The 12624-nt window shown below is 72.7% G+C and carries 15 protein-coding genes; 4 read left to right on the forward strand and 11 right to left on the reverse strand.

Translation table 11 applies throughout. The features are described 5' to 3' along the window. Positions 1-25 precede the first annotated feature (25 nt). From KC207_RS10805 to KC207_RS10815, 3 genes are read right to left on the reverse strand one after another with little or no spacing between them, the layout of a single operon-like run. Positions 26-1360, reverse strand: a complete 1335-nt coding sequence (locus KC207_RS10805; protein WP_211603038.1) for an HD-GYP domain-containing protein — start codon at positions 1358-1360, stop codon at positions 26-28. After that, complete coding sequence (locus KC207_RS10810; RefSeq protein WP_211603039.1) at positions 1357-2619, reverse strand: HD-GYP domain-containing protein; 1263 nt, start codon at positions 2617-2619, stop codon at positions 1357-1359. The genes KC207_RS10805 and KC207_RS10810 overlap by 4 nt, the downstream gene beginning before the upstream one ends. 30 nt (positions 2620-2649) lie before the next feature. After that, positions 2650-2790 (reverse strand): hypothetical protein, encoded by a 141-nt coding sequence (locus KC207_RS10815; RefSeq protein ID WP_211603040.1) that lies wholly within the window; start codon positions 2788-2790, stop codon positions 2650-2652. A gap of 155 nt (positions 2791-2945) precedes the next feature. Between KC207_RS10815 and KC207_RS17145 the strand changes: the two genes are divergently transcribed. Further along, positions 2946-3020: a 50S ribosomal protein bL37 gene (locus tag KC207_RS17145; protein ID WP_373868496.1), complete on the forward strand. Its 75-nt coding sequence runs from the start codon at positions 2946-2948 to the stop codon at positions 3018-3020. 69 nt (positions 3021-3089) lie between these two features. On the opposite strand, the gene rsrA is transcribed toward KC207_RS17145, so the two are convergent. The 4 genes from rsrA to KC207_RS10835 form a co-directional block, all read right to left on the reverse strand. After that, positions 3090-3377, reverse strand: a complete 288-nt coding sequence (rsrA, locus tag KC207_RS10820) for a mycothiol system anti-sigma-R factor (RefSeq protein ID WP_211603041.1) — start codon at positions 3375-3377, stop codon at positions 3090-3092. After that, positions 3377-4015, reverse strand: coding sequence for a sigma-70 family RNA polymerase sigma factor (locus KC207_RS10825; RefSeq protein ID WP_211603042.1), 639 nt, complete (start codon positions 4013-4015; stop codon positions 3377-3379). The genes rsrA and KC207_RS10825 overlap by 1 nt, the downstream gene beginning before the upstream one ends. Before the next feature lie 110 nt (positions 4016-4125). Beyond that, positions 4126-4758, reverse strand: coding sequence for an alpha/beta hydrolase family protein (locus tag KC207_RS10830; protein ID WP_211603043.1), 633 nt, complete (start codon positions 4756-4758; stop codon positions 4126-4128). Then, a complete protein-coding gene (locus KC207_RS10835; protein WP_211603044.1) occupies positions 4755-5594 on the reverse strand; it encodes an SOS response-associated peptidase in 840 nt (279 codons plus the stop codon). The genes KC207_RS10830 and KC207_RS10835 overlap by 4 nt, the downstream gene beginning before the upstream one ends. 87 nt (positions 5595-5681) lie before the next feature. Here KC207_RS10835 and KC207_RS10840 point away from each other — a divergent pair, with 87 nt between their 5' ends. Genes KC207_RS10840 through rsgA form a run of 3 tightly spaced genes read left to right on the forward strand, consistent with a single transcriptional unit; the run spans position 5682 to position 8528 of the window. Beyond that, positions 5682-6224: a DoxX family protein gene (locus KC207_RS10840; protein WP_249138691.1), complete on the forward strand. Its 543-nt coding sequence runs from the start codon at positions 5682-5684 to the stop codon at positions 6222-6224. After that, on the forward strand, positions 6211-7503 hold the full coding sequence (gene aroA, locus KC207_RS10845) for a 3-phosphoshikimate 1-carboxyvinyltransferase (protein ID WP_211603045.1): 1293 nt from the start codon (positions 6211-6213) through the stop codon (positions 7501-7503). The genes KC207_RS10840 and aroA overlap by 14 nt, the downstream gene beginning before the upstream one ends. After that, positions 7503-8528, forward strand: coding sequence for a ribosome small subunit-dependent GTPase A (gene rsgA, locus KC207_RS10850; protein ID WP_211603046.1), 1026 nt, complete (start codon positions 7503-7505; stop codon positions 8526-8528). Before aroA ends, rsgA begins: the two co-directional genes overlap by 1 nt. A gap of 4 nt (positions 8529-8532) precedes the next feature. On the opposite strand, the gene KC207_RS10855 is transcribed toward rsgA, so the two are convergent. From KC207_RS10855 to KC207_RS10870, 4 genes are read right to left on the reverse strand one after another with little or no spacing between them, the layout of a single operon-like run. Further along, positions 8533-9684, reverse strand: a complete 1152-nt coding sequence (locus KC207_RS10855; RefSeq protein WP_211603047.1) for an ABC transporter ATP-binding protein — start codon at positions 9682-9684, stop codon at positions 8533-8535. Continuing rightward, positions 9677-10711, reverse strand: coding sequence for an ABC transporter ATP-binding protein (locus KC207_RS10860; protein WP_211603048.1), 1035 nt, complete (start codon positions 10709-10711; stop codon positions 9677-9679). The genes KC207_RS10855 and KC207_RS10860 overlap by 8 nt, the downstream gene beginning before the upstream one ends. A 3-nt stretch (positions 10712-10714) precedes the next feature. Beyond that, entirely contained in the window at positions 10715-11653 is a 939-nt protein-coding gene (locus tag KC207_RS10865) for an ABC transporter permease (protein ID WP_211603049.1), read from the reverse strand. Beyond that, positions 11646-12572: an ABC transporter permease gene (locus KC207_RS10870; RefSeq protein ID WP_211603050.1), complete on the reverse strand. Its 927-nt coding sequence runs from the start codon at positions 12570-12572 to the stop codon at positions 11646-11648. The genes KC207_RS10865 and KC207_RS10870 overlap by 8 nt, the downstream gene beginning before the upstream one ends. Positions 12573-12624 lie beyond the last annotated feature (52 nt).

Consider the following 12624-nt stretch of genomic DNA (forward strand, 5'->3'; position numbering starts at 1 on the left):
GTCGGAGGGGCGCGGTCCCGGCACTCTATCCGGCGCCGGCCCGCTGCTCGGCCACCCGACCCGCGGAGGCGTCCTGGGCCACGCGCGTCAACGCGTCGACGACGTCGGGGTCGTACTCGTAGCCGAGCCCGAGGTGGATGCGCTCCATCGCCGCGGCCACGACCGCGGGGTCGTCGGACCCGCCGGTGAGGTCGTCGAAGGCGTTCGCGCACTTGATGATCCGGCTCGGCATCGGCACCGGCTCACCGAACTCGCGCACGAACCGGTACGACGTCGTCTGATCGTCGACGAGGGCGGCGACGTCCTCGAGGGTGTCGGCCTGGCGGATGATCCGGGCCCCCTCCGCCGCGATGTCCCGCTGGTCGGCGGGGGCCGCGAGGACGGTCGCTCCGTCCGGGATGGGGTCGGTCAGGGTGATCTGGCCGAGGTCGTGCAGCAGCGCGGCGTACTCGAGGCTGCGCAGCTCGCGCTCGCCGAGGCCGAGGATGCGCCCGATCCGGACCGAGATGCCCGCGACCCGTTCGGCGTGGTGGTGCCGGGTGTAGCCGCCCGCCTCGGTGAGCCGGGAGAGGGTCCCGACGAGCCGGCGGTTCATCGCGCGGTTGCGGGCGTACTGCCGCACCGCGGTGTACGCCATGGCCAGCGGGCCGAGCGCGGCGGGGAGGGCGAGGACCCCGATGACCGGCGCCATGAGCGCGACCATCGGTCCGGTGACGACGACGGCGAGGGTCAGCGGAGCGGCCTCGGACACCTCGTCCCGCAGGGCGGACAGCCACGGGGTGCCGAACCGCTCGGCGCGCACGGCGGACACGAGGACGAGCCCGAGCGTGAGGCCCACCGCGGACACCAGGACCATGCCGCCGGCGACGACGCCCTGGTGCACGGCGGGGTCGGACTGGTCCTCCCACAGCGTCTGGCCGCCGACCTGCCAGGTCCGGGCGAGGACGGCGGCCACCGCGACCCCGCAGAGGTTGGCCGCCATGAGCGCGACCCCGACGGGGAGGCCGCGAGCGGCGCGCAGGAGGCCCGAGACGACGAACGCCGTCGCGGCGACGAGCACGACGAGCCCGGGGCTGACGTCGAAGACCGGCTGGTCCGCGACCGGGCCGACGACGGCCAGCGAGAGGGCTCCGGCGGTCGCGAGCGGCGCGATCTCGCGGCCGCTCGGCATCCTCAGGGTGAGCAGCTCGCCGGCGGTGATGACCGCGACGAAGACGAGGAGCGTCACCGAGTGGGTCGACACGAGGGTTCCGAGGTCGGCACGGTCGGCCGCGAACGACCACAGGACGAGCCCCGCTCCCAGCACGATGACGAGCGTGGCGAACAGCTGGTCACGCCGCCTGACGACGAGGTCGATCACGGGGCACCCACCTGCCGGGAGACGACGCGGCGGAGGACGTCGAGCACGGCGGCGGGAGCACCCATCCGCTCGAGGGACGCCACCGCCTCCTCGGACGTGAGCCGCGCGCCTCCCCGGGCGCCGGAGACGAGCAGGTCGTACTCGTCGACGACGCCGAGGATCCGCGCGTCGGACGAGAGGTCCTCGCCGCCTCCTTCCACGGCCCGACGGTGGTCGTTGATCGCGGGAAGCGCTCCTTCGAGGAAGGGGAGGTCGCGGAGCAGCGCGACGCCCCGGTCCGGGTAGGGGTCGGGGCCGGCGGGGGACGCAGAGGGCGTGTGGACCCGGCCCTCGCGCGTCGGCAGGCTCGTGCGGCCGACGTCGTGGAGCATCCCCGCCATCCTGAGGTCGTTGACGTGCGACGGACCGAGACCCATGGCATCACCGACGGACGCGGCCAGCAGCGCGACGCGGGCACTGTGACCCGTGAGGGCCGGCTCCTTGGCCTCGACGGCCGCGACGAGGACGTCCATGACGCGCTGCTGGCTGCTCAGCTCCTCGGCCAGCTGCCGGTAGGCCCACTGGGCGACGAGCAGCGGTGCGAGGACGAGGAGGGCGGCGGCGGGGCCCAGGCCGGCGGGGCGCCACAGGACGACGAGCAGGAAGGCGATCGCACCGTAGCCGAGGTAGGAGATCCCCGCGCTGCGGAGCACCGGCACGATGACCGAGGCGATGCTCCCGGTCCGGGAGACGACGACGACCCCGGTGAGCAGCAGGACGTTGCCGGCGAACTGCACCACGTCGGCGACGAGGATGGGCAGTGCCAGGTCCGAGAGCACCGCGGTCGCCCCGTCGAGACCGGCGGCGGAAGCTCGTCCCCCCACGGCGAGGTAGGCGAACCCCCCGAGGGCTCCGGTGGCCGAGGCCTGGGCGCAGTTGAAGATCCGACCGCGCAGCGCGACGTCCCGGCCCTGCAGGGCCCCCATGACCGCACCCGCGACGGCGGCACCCGCCGGTCCGACGAGGACCGAGCACGCGAGGAGCACGATGCTCCACAACGAGACCCAGGTCTTCCCCTGCAGCGTGAACTGCTCGAGCCGGACGAGGACCGCGCCCAGCAGGGTCAGGATGAGCAGCTCGACACCCAGCACACCCTCCGTCGCCGGCAGCGAGACGGCGAGGAGGGCGACGGCGAGAAGGGAGACCGCCCCGATGTACACGGCCGTGGCGGCCGTGCGCGGGGTCGGTCTCCCTTCCTTGTGGCGCCCCACCCGGCTCATGAGGCGGAGCGCCGGTCGACGCCGGTCAGGTCAGCCGTTCCACCCGAAGCCGAGCTTGGCCTCGGTGGGGATGGCGACCTGGCCCTTGCCCGCGGCCTGGGCCGCGGCCGGTGCCGCCACGATCGTGGCGGCGAGGGCGATGACGGTGAGAGCGGTACGGATGGTGCGCATGAGAGTGGTCCTTTCAGAGGTGAGCCGCACGGCGTGTGTCCTCCGGGGCCGCCGCACGGTAGTCGAAGTGTCCCATGACGGAGACTGTGCGACAATCACTCCGACCACACGAGATTCAGATTCCTCGCGTGTGGAACCCGAACCTGGAGGTCACCATGAGCAAGCGCGCCCGCAAGCGCCGCTCGCGCAAGGGCAACAAGGCCAACCACGGCCGTCGCCCCAACGCCTGAGCGTCGTCCCGCGACCACGAAGGGCCCGGTGTGCACCGCACACCGGGCCCTTCGTCGTGGGTCGTCGGGTCAGCCGCGCCCGGACGGACGGTCCTGGCTCGTCATCCGGACCGTCGTGATCCGCTGCACGACCTGCATCCGCAGGCTCTCCGGCGCGGCCTGCTCGACGCAGGAGCGACGCACGACCTGCTTCACGGCGGCGTCCAGGTCGTGCTCGGCGAGGCACGGGCGGCACTCGGACAGGTGGCTCGCGACCCGGCGCACGTCCTCGGGGCTCATCTCGCCGTCGAGGTACTCGTAGATGTGGTGCAGGACCTCGGAACAGTCGCTGTGCCCTGCGTGCTGGGTGTCGGACATCACTCCTCCTCCGCCCCGACCAGACCCCGCTCCCGGGCGTACCCGGTGAGCAGGGAGCGCAGCTGCCGGCGCCCGCGGTGCAGGCGCGACATGACGGTGCCGATCGGGGTTCCCATGATCTCGGCGATCTCCTTGTACGCGAATCCCTCGACGTCCGCGAGGTAGACGGCGAGGCGGAAGTCCTCCGGGAGGTCCTGCAGCGCCCGCGTCACCTCGGTGTCGGGCAGGTGCTCCAGGGCCGCGGCCTCGGCCGACTTCAGACCGGCCGAGGTGTGCGACTCGGCCCGGGCGAGCTGGTAGTCCTCGACGTCGGAGCTGTCCGACTGCTGCGGCTGCCGCTGCTTCTTGCGGTACGTGTTGATGTAGGTGTTCGTGAGGATGCGGTACATCCACGCGCGCAGGTTGGTGCCGGGCTTGTACTGGTGGAAGGCAGCGTAGGCCTTGGCGTACGTCTCCTGCAGCAGGTCCTCGGCGTCCGCGGGGTTGCGCGTGGTGCGCATGGCCGCCGCGTACAGCTGGTCCAGGAGCGGGAGGGCCTCGCGCTCGAAACGGGCCTGACGCTCGGAGGGGGTCTCGGTGGCGACGTCGACCTCGGCGTCCGCGACGTCGGGCTCGAGCGGTGTCTGGGGGGTGCTCATCGCCTCCCAGCCTAACCGGCCGGTGCGTGGGGGCGAGGTGTCCAGGACGAACACGGCGGCAGCCTTCCCTCGGGGACTCGGACGGGGGTGGAACGCGGCCGGACGCCCGGTCATTCCGCCCGCGGCTGCGCGGCCACGGCGTCGAGCACGGCTGCGACGCACCGGCCCACCTCCGCCGCGGCCGCCTCGAGGGAGTGGGTCCCCGGCACGAGCCGCAGGTCGGCGCCCTCCGGGAGCGCCGCCCGCACCTCGCCGGGGGCGCCGAACGGGTCACGCTCCCCGTGGACCAGGTGGACGGGGACGCCGGTCGCCGACGGCGCCGCGAGCTCCGGCGCCCGCGACCGCTCCGGTCGGCCGGGCGGGTGGAGGGGGAAGGACAGCGCGAGCACCGCGTCGGCCCCCACGAGCGCGGCCGTGCGGCAGGCCACGCGGGCCCCCGCGCTCCGTCCGCCGACCACGAGCGGACGGACCGGCGGCAGGGCCGACACCACGGCGAGCCACACGGGGTCGAGCCGGGCGGGGCCGGGTCCCATCCGCTTGCCCGCCACCCGCCACGGCTGGTCGACGAGGGCGACCCGCCAGCCCCGGTCCACCGCCACGTCCCGGACGGCGAGCACGTCGTCGGTCCAGCGCAGGCCGCCGGCGCCGTGCCCGAGGACGAGCAGACCGGCCGCGTCGCGCGCCGGGCCGGCCAGCGTCGCCCGGGCCTCCCCCACGTCGGTCGGGACGACGAGGACGCTCACGACGGCGGCCCGAGGACCTCGCCCGTCATCGGGTCGACGACCCCGACGAGGTCGGACTTCGGCACGGGCTCGAGCAGCTGCGGGCCATTCGACCGGTTCGAGCTGACCGCGCGTGACACCGGGTGGGCGGTGAAGCGACCGGGGGCGCGGGGCTCGAGCAGGGGCAGGACGTCCTGCGGTCCGGCCGCGGGGTCGAGCCACGTCGCGAGGTCCTCGGGGTCGAGGACGACCGGCTGCCGGTCGTGGATGCGGTCCAGTCCGGGCTCCGCGGCGCTCGTCACGACGGTGAAGGTCGCGAGCCACGCCGACGGGTCGTCGGCGTCGGTGACGTCCGGGTCGCGCCAGAACTCGTGGAGGCCGGCCATCGCCACGGACCCTCCGTCGGCCCGGCTGGTGAAGAAGGGCTGCTTCCGGGGCTTGCCCTTGGCGTCGAGGGCGGTCGGCGACACCTGCCACTCGTACCAGCCCCGCGCCGGGACGACGCAGCGACGGGCCGCGAGGGCTCGGGAGTAGGCCGGCTTGTCGGCGACGGTCTCGGCGCGCGCGTTGATCATCCGCGCTCCCCCGCCCGGGTCCTTCGACCAGGACGGGACGAGCCCCCACGTGAGGAGGCGCAGCTGCCGGACGGGTGGCGCCTCCCGGTCCTCCCGCGGGGGCCGGGCGAGGACGACGGGCGCCTGCTTCGTCGGGGCCATGTTGTGGTCGGGACGACCGGGCGGCGGGTCCTGCGGGTTCCTCAGGACGCTGCGGGACGGCTCGCCGGTGCGGTCCTGCTCGACCTCGAACTCGAGGACGAGCTCGTCCGGGTTCGCCGTCGCGGCGTAGCGACCACACATGGCCTCAGGCTACGCAGCGTCGCCCCCGCGCACTACGGTAGGTCGGGTACTCCTGACCAGCAGGAAACCCGACCCCGGAGGTAGCGGATGTCCCTGGTGCGCCGCATCGCCCGCCCCATGCTCGCCTCGATGTTCGTCGTCGGGGGTGTGGACCAGCTGAAGAAGCCCGCGGCCAAGTCGGGCGTCGCCCGGCCGGTCGTCGAGAAGGTCGCCCCCTTGCTCCGGCTGCCCGAGGACACCGAGCTCCTCGTGCGCGCCAACGGGGTCGTCATGGTCGGCGCCGGCACGATGCTCGCCCTGGGCAAGATGCCCCGGGTCTCCGCGGTGCTCCTCGCCGCGACCCTCGTCCCGACGACCGTCGCGGCCCACCGCTTCTGGGAGGAGGAGGACCCGGACACCCGGGCCATGCAGAAGATCCAGTTCCTCAAGAACCTCGGCATGCTGGGCGGGGTCCTGCTCGCCGCCGTCGACACCGAGGGTCGGCCGGGGCTGGCGTACCGGGCCCACCTGGCCTCCGAGAGCGCCCAGCGCACCGCGCGGACCACCCGGCGCGAGACCCGGCACGCGGTCCGGACCGCGACGACGGAGGCACGTCTCAAGGCCGCCCAGGGCCGCCATGCCTTCTCCTGACTGGGACGCCCCCACCGCCGGGGCACCGGTCGACGCCCGGGTCGTGCTGCCCGGGAGCAAGTCGCTGACCAACCGCTACCTCGTCCTGGCCGCCCTCGCGAGCGACGTGTCCCGGCTGCGGGCGCCGCTGCGCTCCCGGGACACGATGCTCATGGCGGGCGCCCTCCGCGCCCTCGGGGTCGGCGTCGAGGACGTCGACGACGGGGACTGGGTCGTCACCCCCGCACGGCTGACCGGTGACACCGACGTCGCGTGCGGGCTCGCCGGCAACGTGATGCGCTTCGTCCCCCCGCTCGCCGGGCTCGCCGACGGCCCGGTCCGGTTCGACGGCGACGTCGAGGCCCGCCGCCGGCCGATGGCCCCGGTCCTGGACGGCCTGCGCGGCCTCGGGGTCCGGGTCGAGGACGACGGTCGCGGCGCCCTGCCCTTCACCGTCCACGGCGCCGGAGCCGTCCGCGGTGGGTCGGTGACGATCGACGCGTCCGCGTCCTCGCAGTTCGTCTCCGGCCTGCTGCTGTCGGGGGCCCGCTTCGAGCAGGGCGTCACCGTCCACCACGACGGCAAGAGCGTGCCGAGCCTGCCGCACATCGAGATGACCGTCGAGACGCTGCGCGACGCCGGGGTCGTCGTCGACGACGGCGACGTCCACACCTGGCGGGTCGAGCCGAGCGAGGTCAACGCCCTCGACGTCCAGGTCGAGCCCGACCTGTCGAACGCCGCCCAGTTCCTCGGCGCGGCCCTCGTCACCGGGGGTCGCGTGCACGTCCCGGGCTGGCCGCAGTACACGACCCAGGGCGGCGACTTCGTCCGCGACGTCCTCGACATGATGGGCGCCGAGGTCGTCCTGGACCGCGGCGGGCTCACGGTCACCGGCGGCGAGGAGATCCTCGGCATCGACGTCGACCTCCACGACTCCAGCGAGCTCACCCCCGTCGTCGCCGCGCTCTGCGCCCTCGCCGACTCCCCCAGCGTCATCCGCGGCGTCGCCCACATCCGCGGCCACGAGACGGACCGCCTCGCCGCGCTGAACGCCGAGCTGTCCGCGCTCGGTGCCGAGGTCGAGGAGACCGAGGACGGTCTACGGATCCGCCCCGCCGCCCTCAGCGGAGGCACCTTCCACACCTACGCCGACCACCGGATGGTCATGGCGGGCGCCGTCCTGGGCCTGCGCGTCCCGGGGGTCGTCGTCGAGGACGTCGCGACGGTCGGCAAGACGATGCCGGAGTTCACGACGCTCTGGGACCGGATGCTCGACGCCCAGGTCACGGCCGAGGTCTGATGGCGCGGTCGGTCCGGGACTACGACGAGTCCGACGTCCGCGTGCGGCCGGGCCGCCGCGGCTCCCGGCCCCGCACGAAGGAGCGCCCCGCGCACCGCGAGGCCGTCCCCGGCCGGGTCGTCACCGTCGACCGCGGCCGGTACACGACGCTGGTCGACGAGGACGGCCTCCCCCGCGTCGTCCTCGCCATGCGGGCCCGCGAGCTCGGGCGCAAGGGCATCGTCGTCGGCGACCGGGTCGCCCTCGTCGGGGACGTCTCCGGGGCGGACGGCAGCCTCGCGCGGATCGTCCGGGTGGAGCCGCGCAGCACCGTCCTGCGTCGGACCGCCGACGACACCGACCCCGTCGAGCGCGTCGTCGTCGCCAACGCCGACCAGCTCGTCGTCGTCTCGGCGCTCGCCGACCCCGAGCCACGACCCCGCCTCATCGACCGGTGCCTCGTCGCCGCCTACGACGCCGACATGGACCCGCTCCTGGTCCTCACCAAGGCCGACCTCACCGACCCGGCACCGTTCCTCGCCCAGTACGCCCCGCTGTCGGTCCCCCACGTCGTCGTCGCGCGTCGCGACGGAGGCGTCGACGGCCTCGACGCCGTCCGCGAGGCCCTCGCCGGCCGGACGAGCGTGCTCGTCGGGCACTCGGGCGTCGGCAAGTCCACGCTCGTCAACGCCCTCGTCCCCGCAGCGGGCCGGGCCACCGGGGTCGTCAACGACGTCACCGGCCGCGGCCGGCACACCTCGACCTCGGCGGTCGCCCTCGCGCTGCCGGACGACGTGGGATGGGTCGTCGACACCCCCGGCATCCGGTCCTTCGGGCTCGCGCACGTCGACCCCGAGCGGATCGTCCACCACTTCCCGGACCTCGAGCCGGGAACGGCGGACTGCCCGCGTGGCTGCAGCCACGACGAGGAGGAGTGCGCCCTCGACGCCTGGGTCGAGGGCGGGAACGCCGGAGCGGCCGGGCCGTCACGGCTGGAGTCGCTGCGCCGCCTGCTGCGGACGCGCACGTCCGCAGCAGGCGACTGACGCCTCAGCGCAGGTGGTCGGACTCGGTCGTCGTGTCGTCGAGCCGTCGCTCGTCCTCGGTGACGCCCGTCCCGGCGGGGTTCTCGTCACCGACGTCGGCGACGTCGGGGGTCGCGAACCGGGTGTCCGGCGCGAGGCCGCTCACGTCGGTCGTCTCGACGACCTGGCGCGGCTCGGCGAAGTGGCACGCCGACGGGTGCTCCCCGGTACCGTCCGCCCGCAGCTCGAGCTGCGGCTCGTCGGTCTTGCAGACGTCCTGGGCCTTCCAGCAGCGGGTGTGGAACCGGCAGCCCGAGGGCGGGTTGGCCGGCGAGGGGACGTCGCCCTGGAGGACGATCTGGTCCCGCTTGCCGCGCAGCGTGGGGTCGGGCACCGGGACCGCCGACAGCAGCGCCTGGGTGTACGGGTGCGTCGGACGGGAGTAGACCTCGTCCTCCTCCCCGATCTCGGCGAGCTTGCCGAGGTACATGACACCCACCCGGTCGGAGATGTGCCGGACGACGGACAGGTCGTGCGCGATGAACACGTACGCCAGGCCGAGCTCGTCCTGCAGCTTCTCCATGAGGTTGACGACCTGGGCCTGGACCGAGACGTCGAGCGCCGAGACGGGCTCGTCGCAGATGAGCACCTTCGGGTTGAGCGCGATGCCCCGGGCGATGCCGATGCGCTGCCGCTGGCCACCGGAGAACTGGTGGGGGTAGCGGTTGATGTGCTCCGGGTTGAGCCCGACGAGCTCGAGGAGCTCCTGGACCCGCGCCCGGCGCCCGCCCTTCGGGACGACGTCGGGGTGGATCTCGAAGGGCTCGCCGATGATGTCGGCGACCGTCATCCGGGGGTTGAGCGAGGTGTACGGGTCCTGGAAGACGATCTGGATGTCACGGCGCAGCTTGCGCATCGTGCGACCGGAGGCCGCCGTCCAGTCCTGCCCCTCGAACTCGACGGTGCCCGCGGTGGGCTCCTCGAGCCGCATGAGGAGCCGTCCGAGCGTGGACTTCCCGCAGCCGGACTCACCGACGATGCCGAGGGTCTCGCCCTTGTAGAGCTCGAAGCTCACCCCGTCGACGGCCTTGACCTGGCCGACGGTGCGCCGGAGGACACCGGCCTTGACGGGGTAGTGCTTGACCAGGTCGTTGGCCTTGAGGACGACCTCAGGCATCGAGAACCTCCTCGGCGAAGTGGCAGGCGGACAGCCGGCCGGGCGCGACCTCGCGCAGCGGCGGGACGTCCGTACGGCAGACGTCGCGGGCCATCCGGCACCGCGGGTTGAAGGCGCAGCCCGGGGGGATCCGCATGAGGTTCGGCGGCAGGCCGCCGATCGCGGCGAGCGTCTGGCCCTTCTGGTCCAGCCGCGGGATCGACTCGAGCAGGCCCCGGGTGTACGGGTGCGCCGGCGAGGCGTAGAGCTCGTCGACGTTCGCCTTCTCCACGAGCCGGCCGGCGTACATGACGGCGATCCGGTCCGCGACGTCGGCGACGACGCCGAGGTCGTGGGTGATGAGGATGAGCCCCATCTGGCGCTCCTCCTGCAGCTCCTGGAGCAGCGACATGATCTGCGCCTGGACGGTGACGTCGAGGGCGGTCGTCGGCTCGTCGGCGATGAGCACCGCCGGGTCGAGCGCGATGGCCATCGCGATCATGATGCGCTGGCGCATGCCGCCGCTGAACTGGTGCGGGTAGGCCTTGACCCGGTCGCGGGCGGCGGGGATCTGCACCCGCTCCATGAGCCGGACGGCCTGGTCGAGGGCGTCGGACTTGTTCATCCCACGGTGGGTGCGGAACATCTCGGCGATCTGCCAGCCGACCGGGAAGACCGGGTTCAACGAGGACAGGGCGTCCTGGAAGATGATCGAGATCTCCGGGCCGCGGACGTGCCGCCGCTGCTCGTCCGGCATCGTCAGCAGGTCCTGGCCGCAGTAGCGGATGGACCCCTGCGGGATGACCGCCGGAGGCATGTCGAGGATGCCCATGATCGCCTGCGCGGTCACCGACTTGCCCGAGCCCGACTCGCCGAGGATGGCGAGCGACTCACCCTGGTCGAGGTGGAAGCTCACCCCGTTGATGGCGCGCGCGACCCCCTCCTCGGTGTGGAACTCGACGTGCAGGTCCTCGACGTCGAGGAGGCGGCCGTCGACCGGTTCGTAGGTGTGGCCCGAGGGCTTGGTCTTCGTCGTGGTGTCAGTCATGGGTCACCGGCTCTTCGGGTCGAAGGCGTCACGGACGGCGTCGCCGAGCATGATGAACGCGAGCACCGTGAGGCTGAGGAACAGGCTCGGGAACAGGATCATGTGCGGCGTCGTGCGCAGGCCGACGATGGAGTCGTTGATCATGACGCCCCAGGACACGACCGGCGGGGTGAGCCCGATGCCGAGGAAGGACAGCGTGGCCTCGGCGGCGATGTAGGCACCGAGGTTGATCGTCGCGACGACGATCATCGGGCCCATCGCGTTCGGGATGATGTGCGAGCGGATGATCCGCCACGGGCTCGCGCCCAGCGCCTTCGTCGCCCGGATGTAGTCGTTCGGCAGGACCGTGAGGACGCTGGAGCGCATGAGCCGCGCCAGGCTCGGCCAGCCGAAGATCGTCAGGGCGAGCACGACCTTGAAGATGACGCCGAAGTAGGACGTGAAGCTGTCGGCGAGGGCCGACATGAAGAGGATCGCACCGAGGATGAACGGCACCGCGAAGAACATGTCCGTGATCCGCGAGATGATCCCGTCGATCCAGCCGCCGTTGTAGGCCGCGAGCGTGCCGATCATGCCGCCCACGAGCACGGTGAACGTCGTCGTGAAGATCCCGACGAGGATCGAGGCCCGGGCGCCGTAGATGACGCGGGAGTAGATGTCGTAGCCCTGGAAGTCCCGGCCGAACCAGGCGTCCGAGCTCGGCAGCGACCGGGACTCGCGCAGGATCGACTCGTTGGGGCTCACGGTCGTGAAGAGGCTCGGCCAGATCGCCATGAGGACGAAGACCGAGATGAGGGCCGCCGACACCCAGAAGAGCGGGCTGCGGGCCAGCTGGCGGCGGGCGTCGGCCCCCAGCGAGCGGGCCGGGGCCGCGTCACCCCCCTCGGGGGCGGACTGCTGGGGGGCCGTGGGGCTGTCTTGGCGGACGCTGGTGTCAGTCATGGCTGATCCTGGGGTCGAGGAATCCGTAGAGCAGGTCGACGAGGAGGTTGACGAAGAGGTACACGATGACGAGGGCGGTGACCGCGCCGACGACGGCGACGCCGTCGCGGGTCTGGATCCCTCGGAAGATGTACCCCCCGACCCCTTGGATGTTGAAGATCCGCTCGGTGACGATGGCGCCGCCGAGCAGCGCGCCGAAGTCGTAGCCGACGAAGGTGACGACCGGGATCATCGAGTTGCGCAGGGCGTGCAGACCGACGGTGCGCGACCTCGTGAGGCCCTTCGCGGTCGCCGTGCGGACGTAGTCCGAGCGCAGGTTCTCCGACAGGTTGGTGCGGGTGAGGCGGGCGACGTAGGCGATCGACAGCGAGCCGAGCACCATGGCGGGTAGCAGCAGCTGGTAGACGGTCGCGTCCCCGGAGACGGTCACGGGGAACCACCCCAGCCGGACGCCGAGGAAGTACTGCCCGACGGCGCCGATGACGAAGATCGGGATGGAGATGACGACCAGGGTCGAGACGAGGACGAGGTTGTCGACGAACCTCCCCTTGCGCATCCCGGACAGGATGCCGGCGGCGATGCCGATGACCACCTCGAAGCCCACCGCCATGAGGGCGAGCTTGCCGGTGACCTGGTAGCGCTGCTCCAGGTCCTGGGCCACGGGGACCTCGTACTGGTTCTCGCCCAGGTCGCCCTGGGCCACCTGCCCGAGGTACTTGACGTACCGCAGGGGCAGGGGGTCGTTCAGGTTGTTCTCCTCGTAGTACTTCGCGATGTAGGCCTCGGAGCACGGGCGCTCGCCGCACTTGCCCGCGGTGGGGTCACCGGGGAGTGCGAAGACCATCGCGAAGATCAGGAACATGGTGCCCAGGATCACGGGGATCATCTGGAGCAGCCGTCGCACGACGTACTTGCTCACGTCGTCTCCTCACAGCGGGTCTGTCGGGGGCCGAGCGGTGGCTCGACCACGG

Source organism: Phycicoccus avicenniae, assembly GCF_018139485.1.
In the GTDB taxonomy this organism is placed as follows: domain Bacteria; phylum Actinomycetota; class Actinomycetes; order Actinomycetales; family Dermatophilaceae; genus Phycicoccus; species Phycicoccus avicenniae.

Coding starts and splice junctions, on each gene's coding strand:
- KC207_RS10810 (WP_211603039.1), bottom strand. CDS start 2,619: ATGAGCCGGGTGGGGCGCCACAAGGAAGGGAGACCGACCCCGCGCACG.
- KC207_RS10815 (WP_211603040.1), bottom strand. CDS start 2,790: ATGCGCACCATCCGTACCGCTCTCACCGTCATCGCCCTCGCCGCCACG.
- rsrA (WP_211603041.1), bottom strand. CDS start 3,377: ATGTCCGACACCCAGCACGCAGGGCACAGCGACTGTTCCGAGGTCCTG.
- KC207_RS10825 (WP_211603042.1), bottom strand. CDS start 4,015: ATGAGCACCCCCCAGACACCGCTCGAGCCCGACGTCGCGGACGCCGAG.
- KC207_RS10835 (WP_211603044.1), bottom strand. CDS start 5,594: ATGTGTGGTCGCTACGCCGCGACGGCGAACCCGGACGAGCTCGTCCTC.
- KC207_RS10840 (WP_249138691.1), top strand. CDS start 5,682: ATGTCCCTGGTGCGCCGCATCGCCCGCCCCATGCTCGCCTCGATGTTC.
- aroA (WP_211603045.1), top strand. CDS start 6,211: ATGCCTTCTCCTGACTGGGACGCCCCCACCGCCGGGGCACCGGTCGAC.
- rsgA (WP_211603046.1), top strand. CDS start 7,503: ATGGCGCGGTCGGTCCGGGACTACGACGAGTCCGACGTCCGCGTGCGG.
- KC207_RS10855 (WP_211603047.1), bottom strand. CDS start 9,684: ATGCCTGAGGTCGTCCTCAAGGCCAACGACCTGGTCAAGCACTACCCC.
- KC207_RS10860 (WP_211603048.1), bottom strand. CDS start 10,711: ATGACTGACACCACGACGAAGACCAAGCCCTCGGGCCACACCTACGAA.
- KC207_RS10865 (WP_211603049.1), bottom strand. CDS start 11,653: ATGACTGACACCAGCGTCCGCCAAGACAGCCCCACGGCCCCCCAGCAG.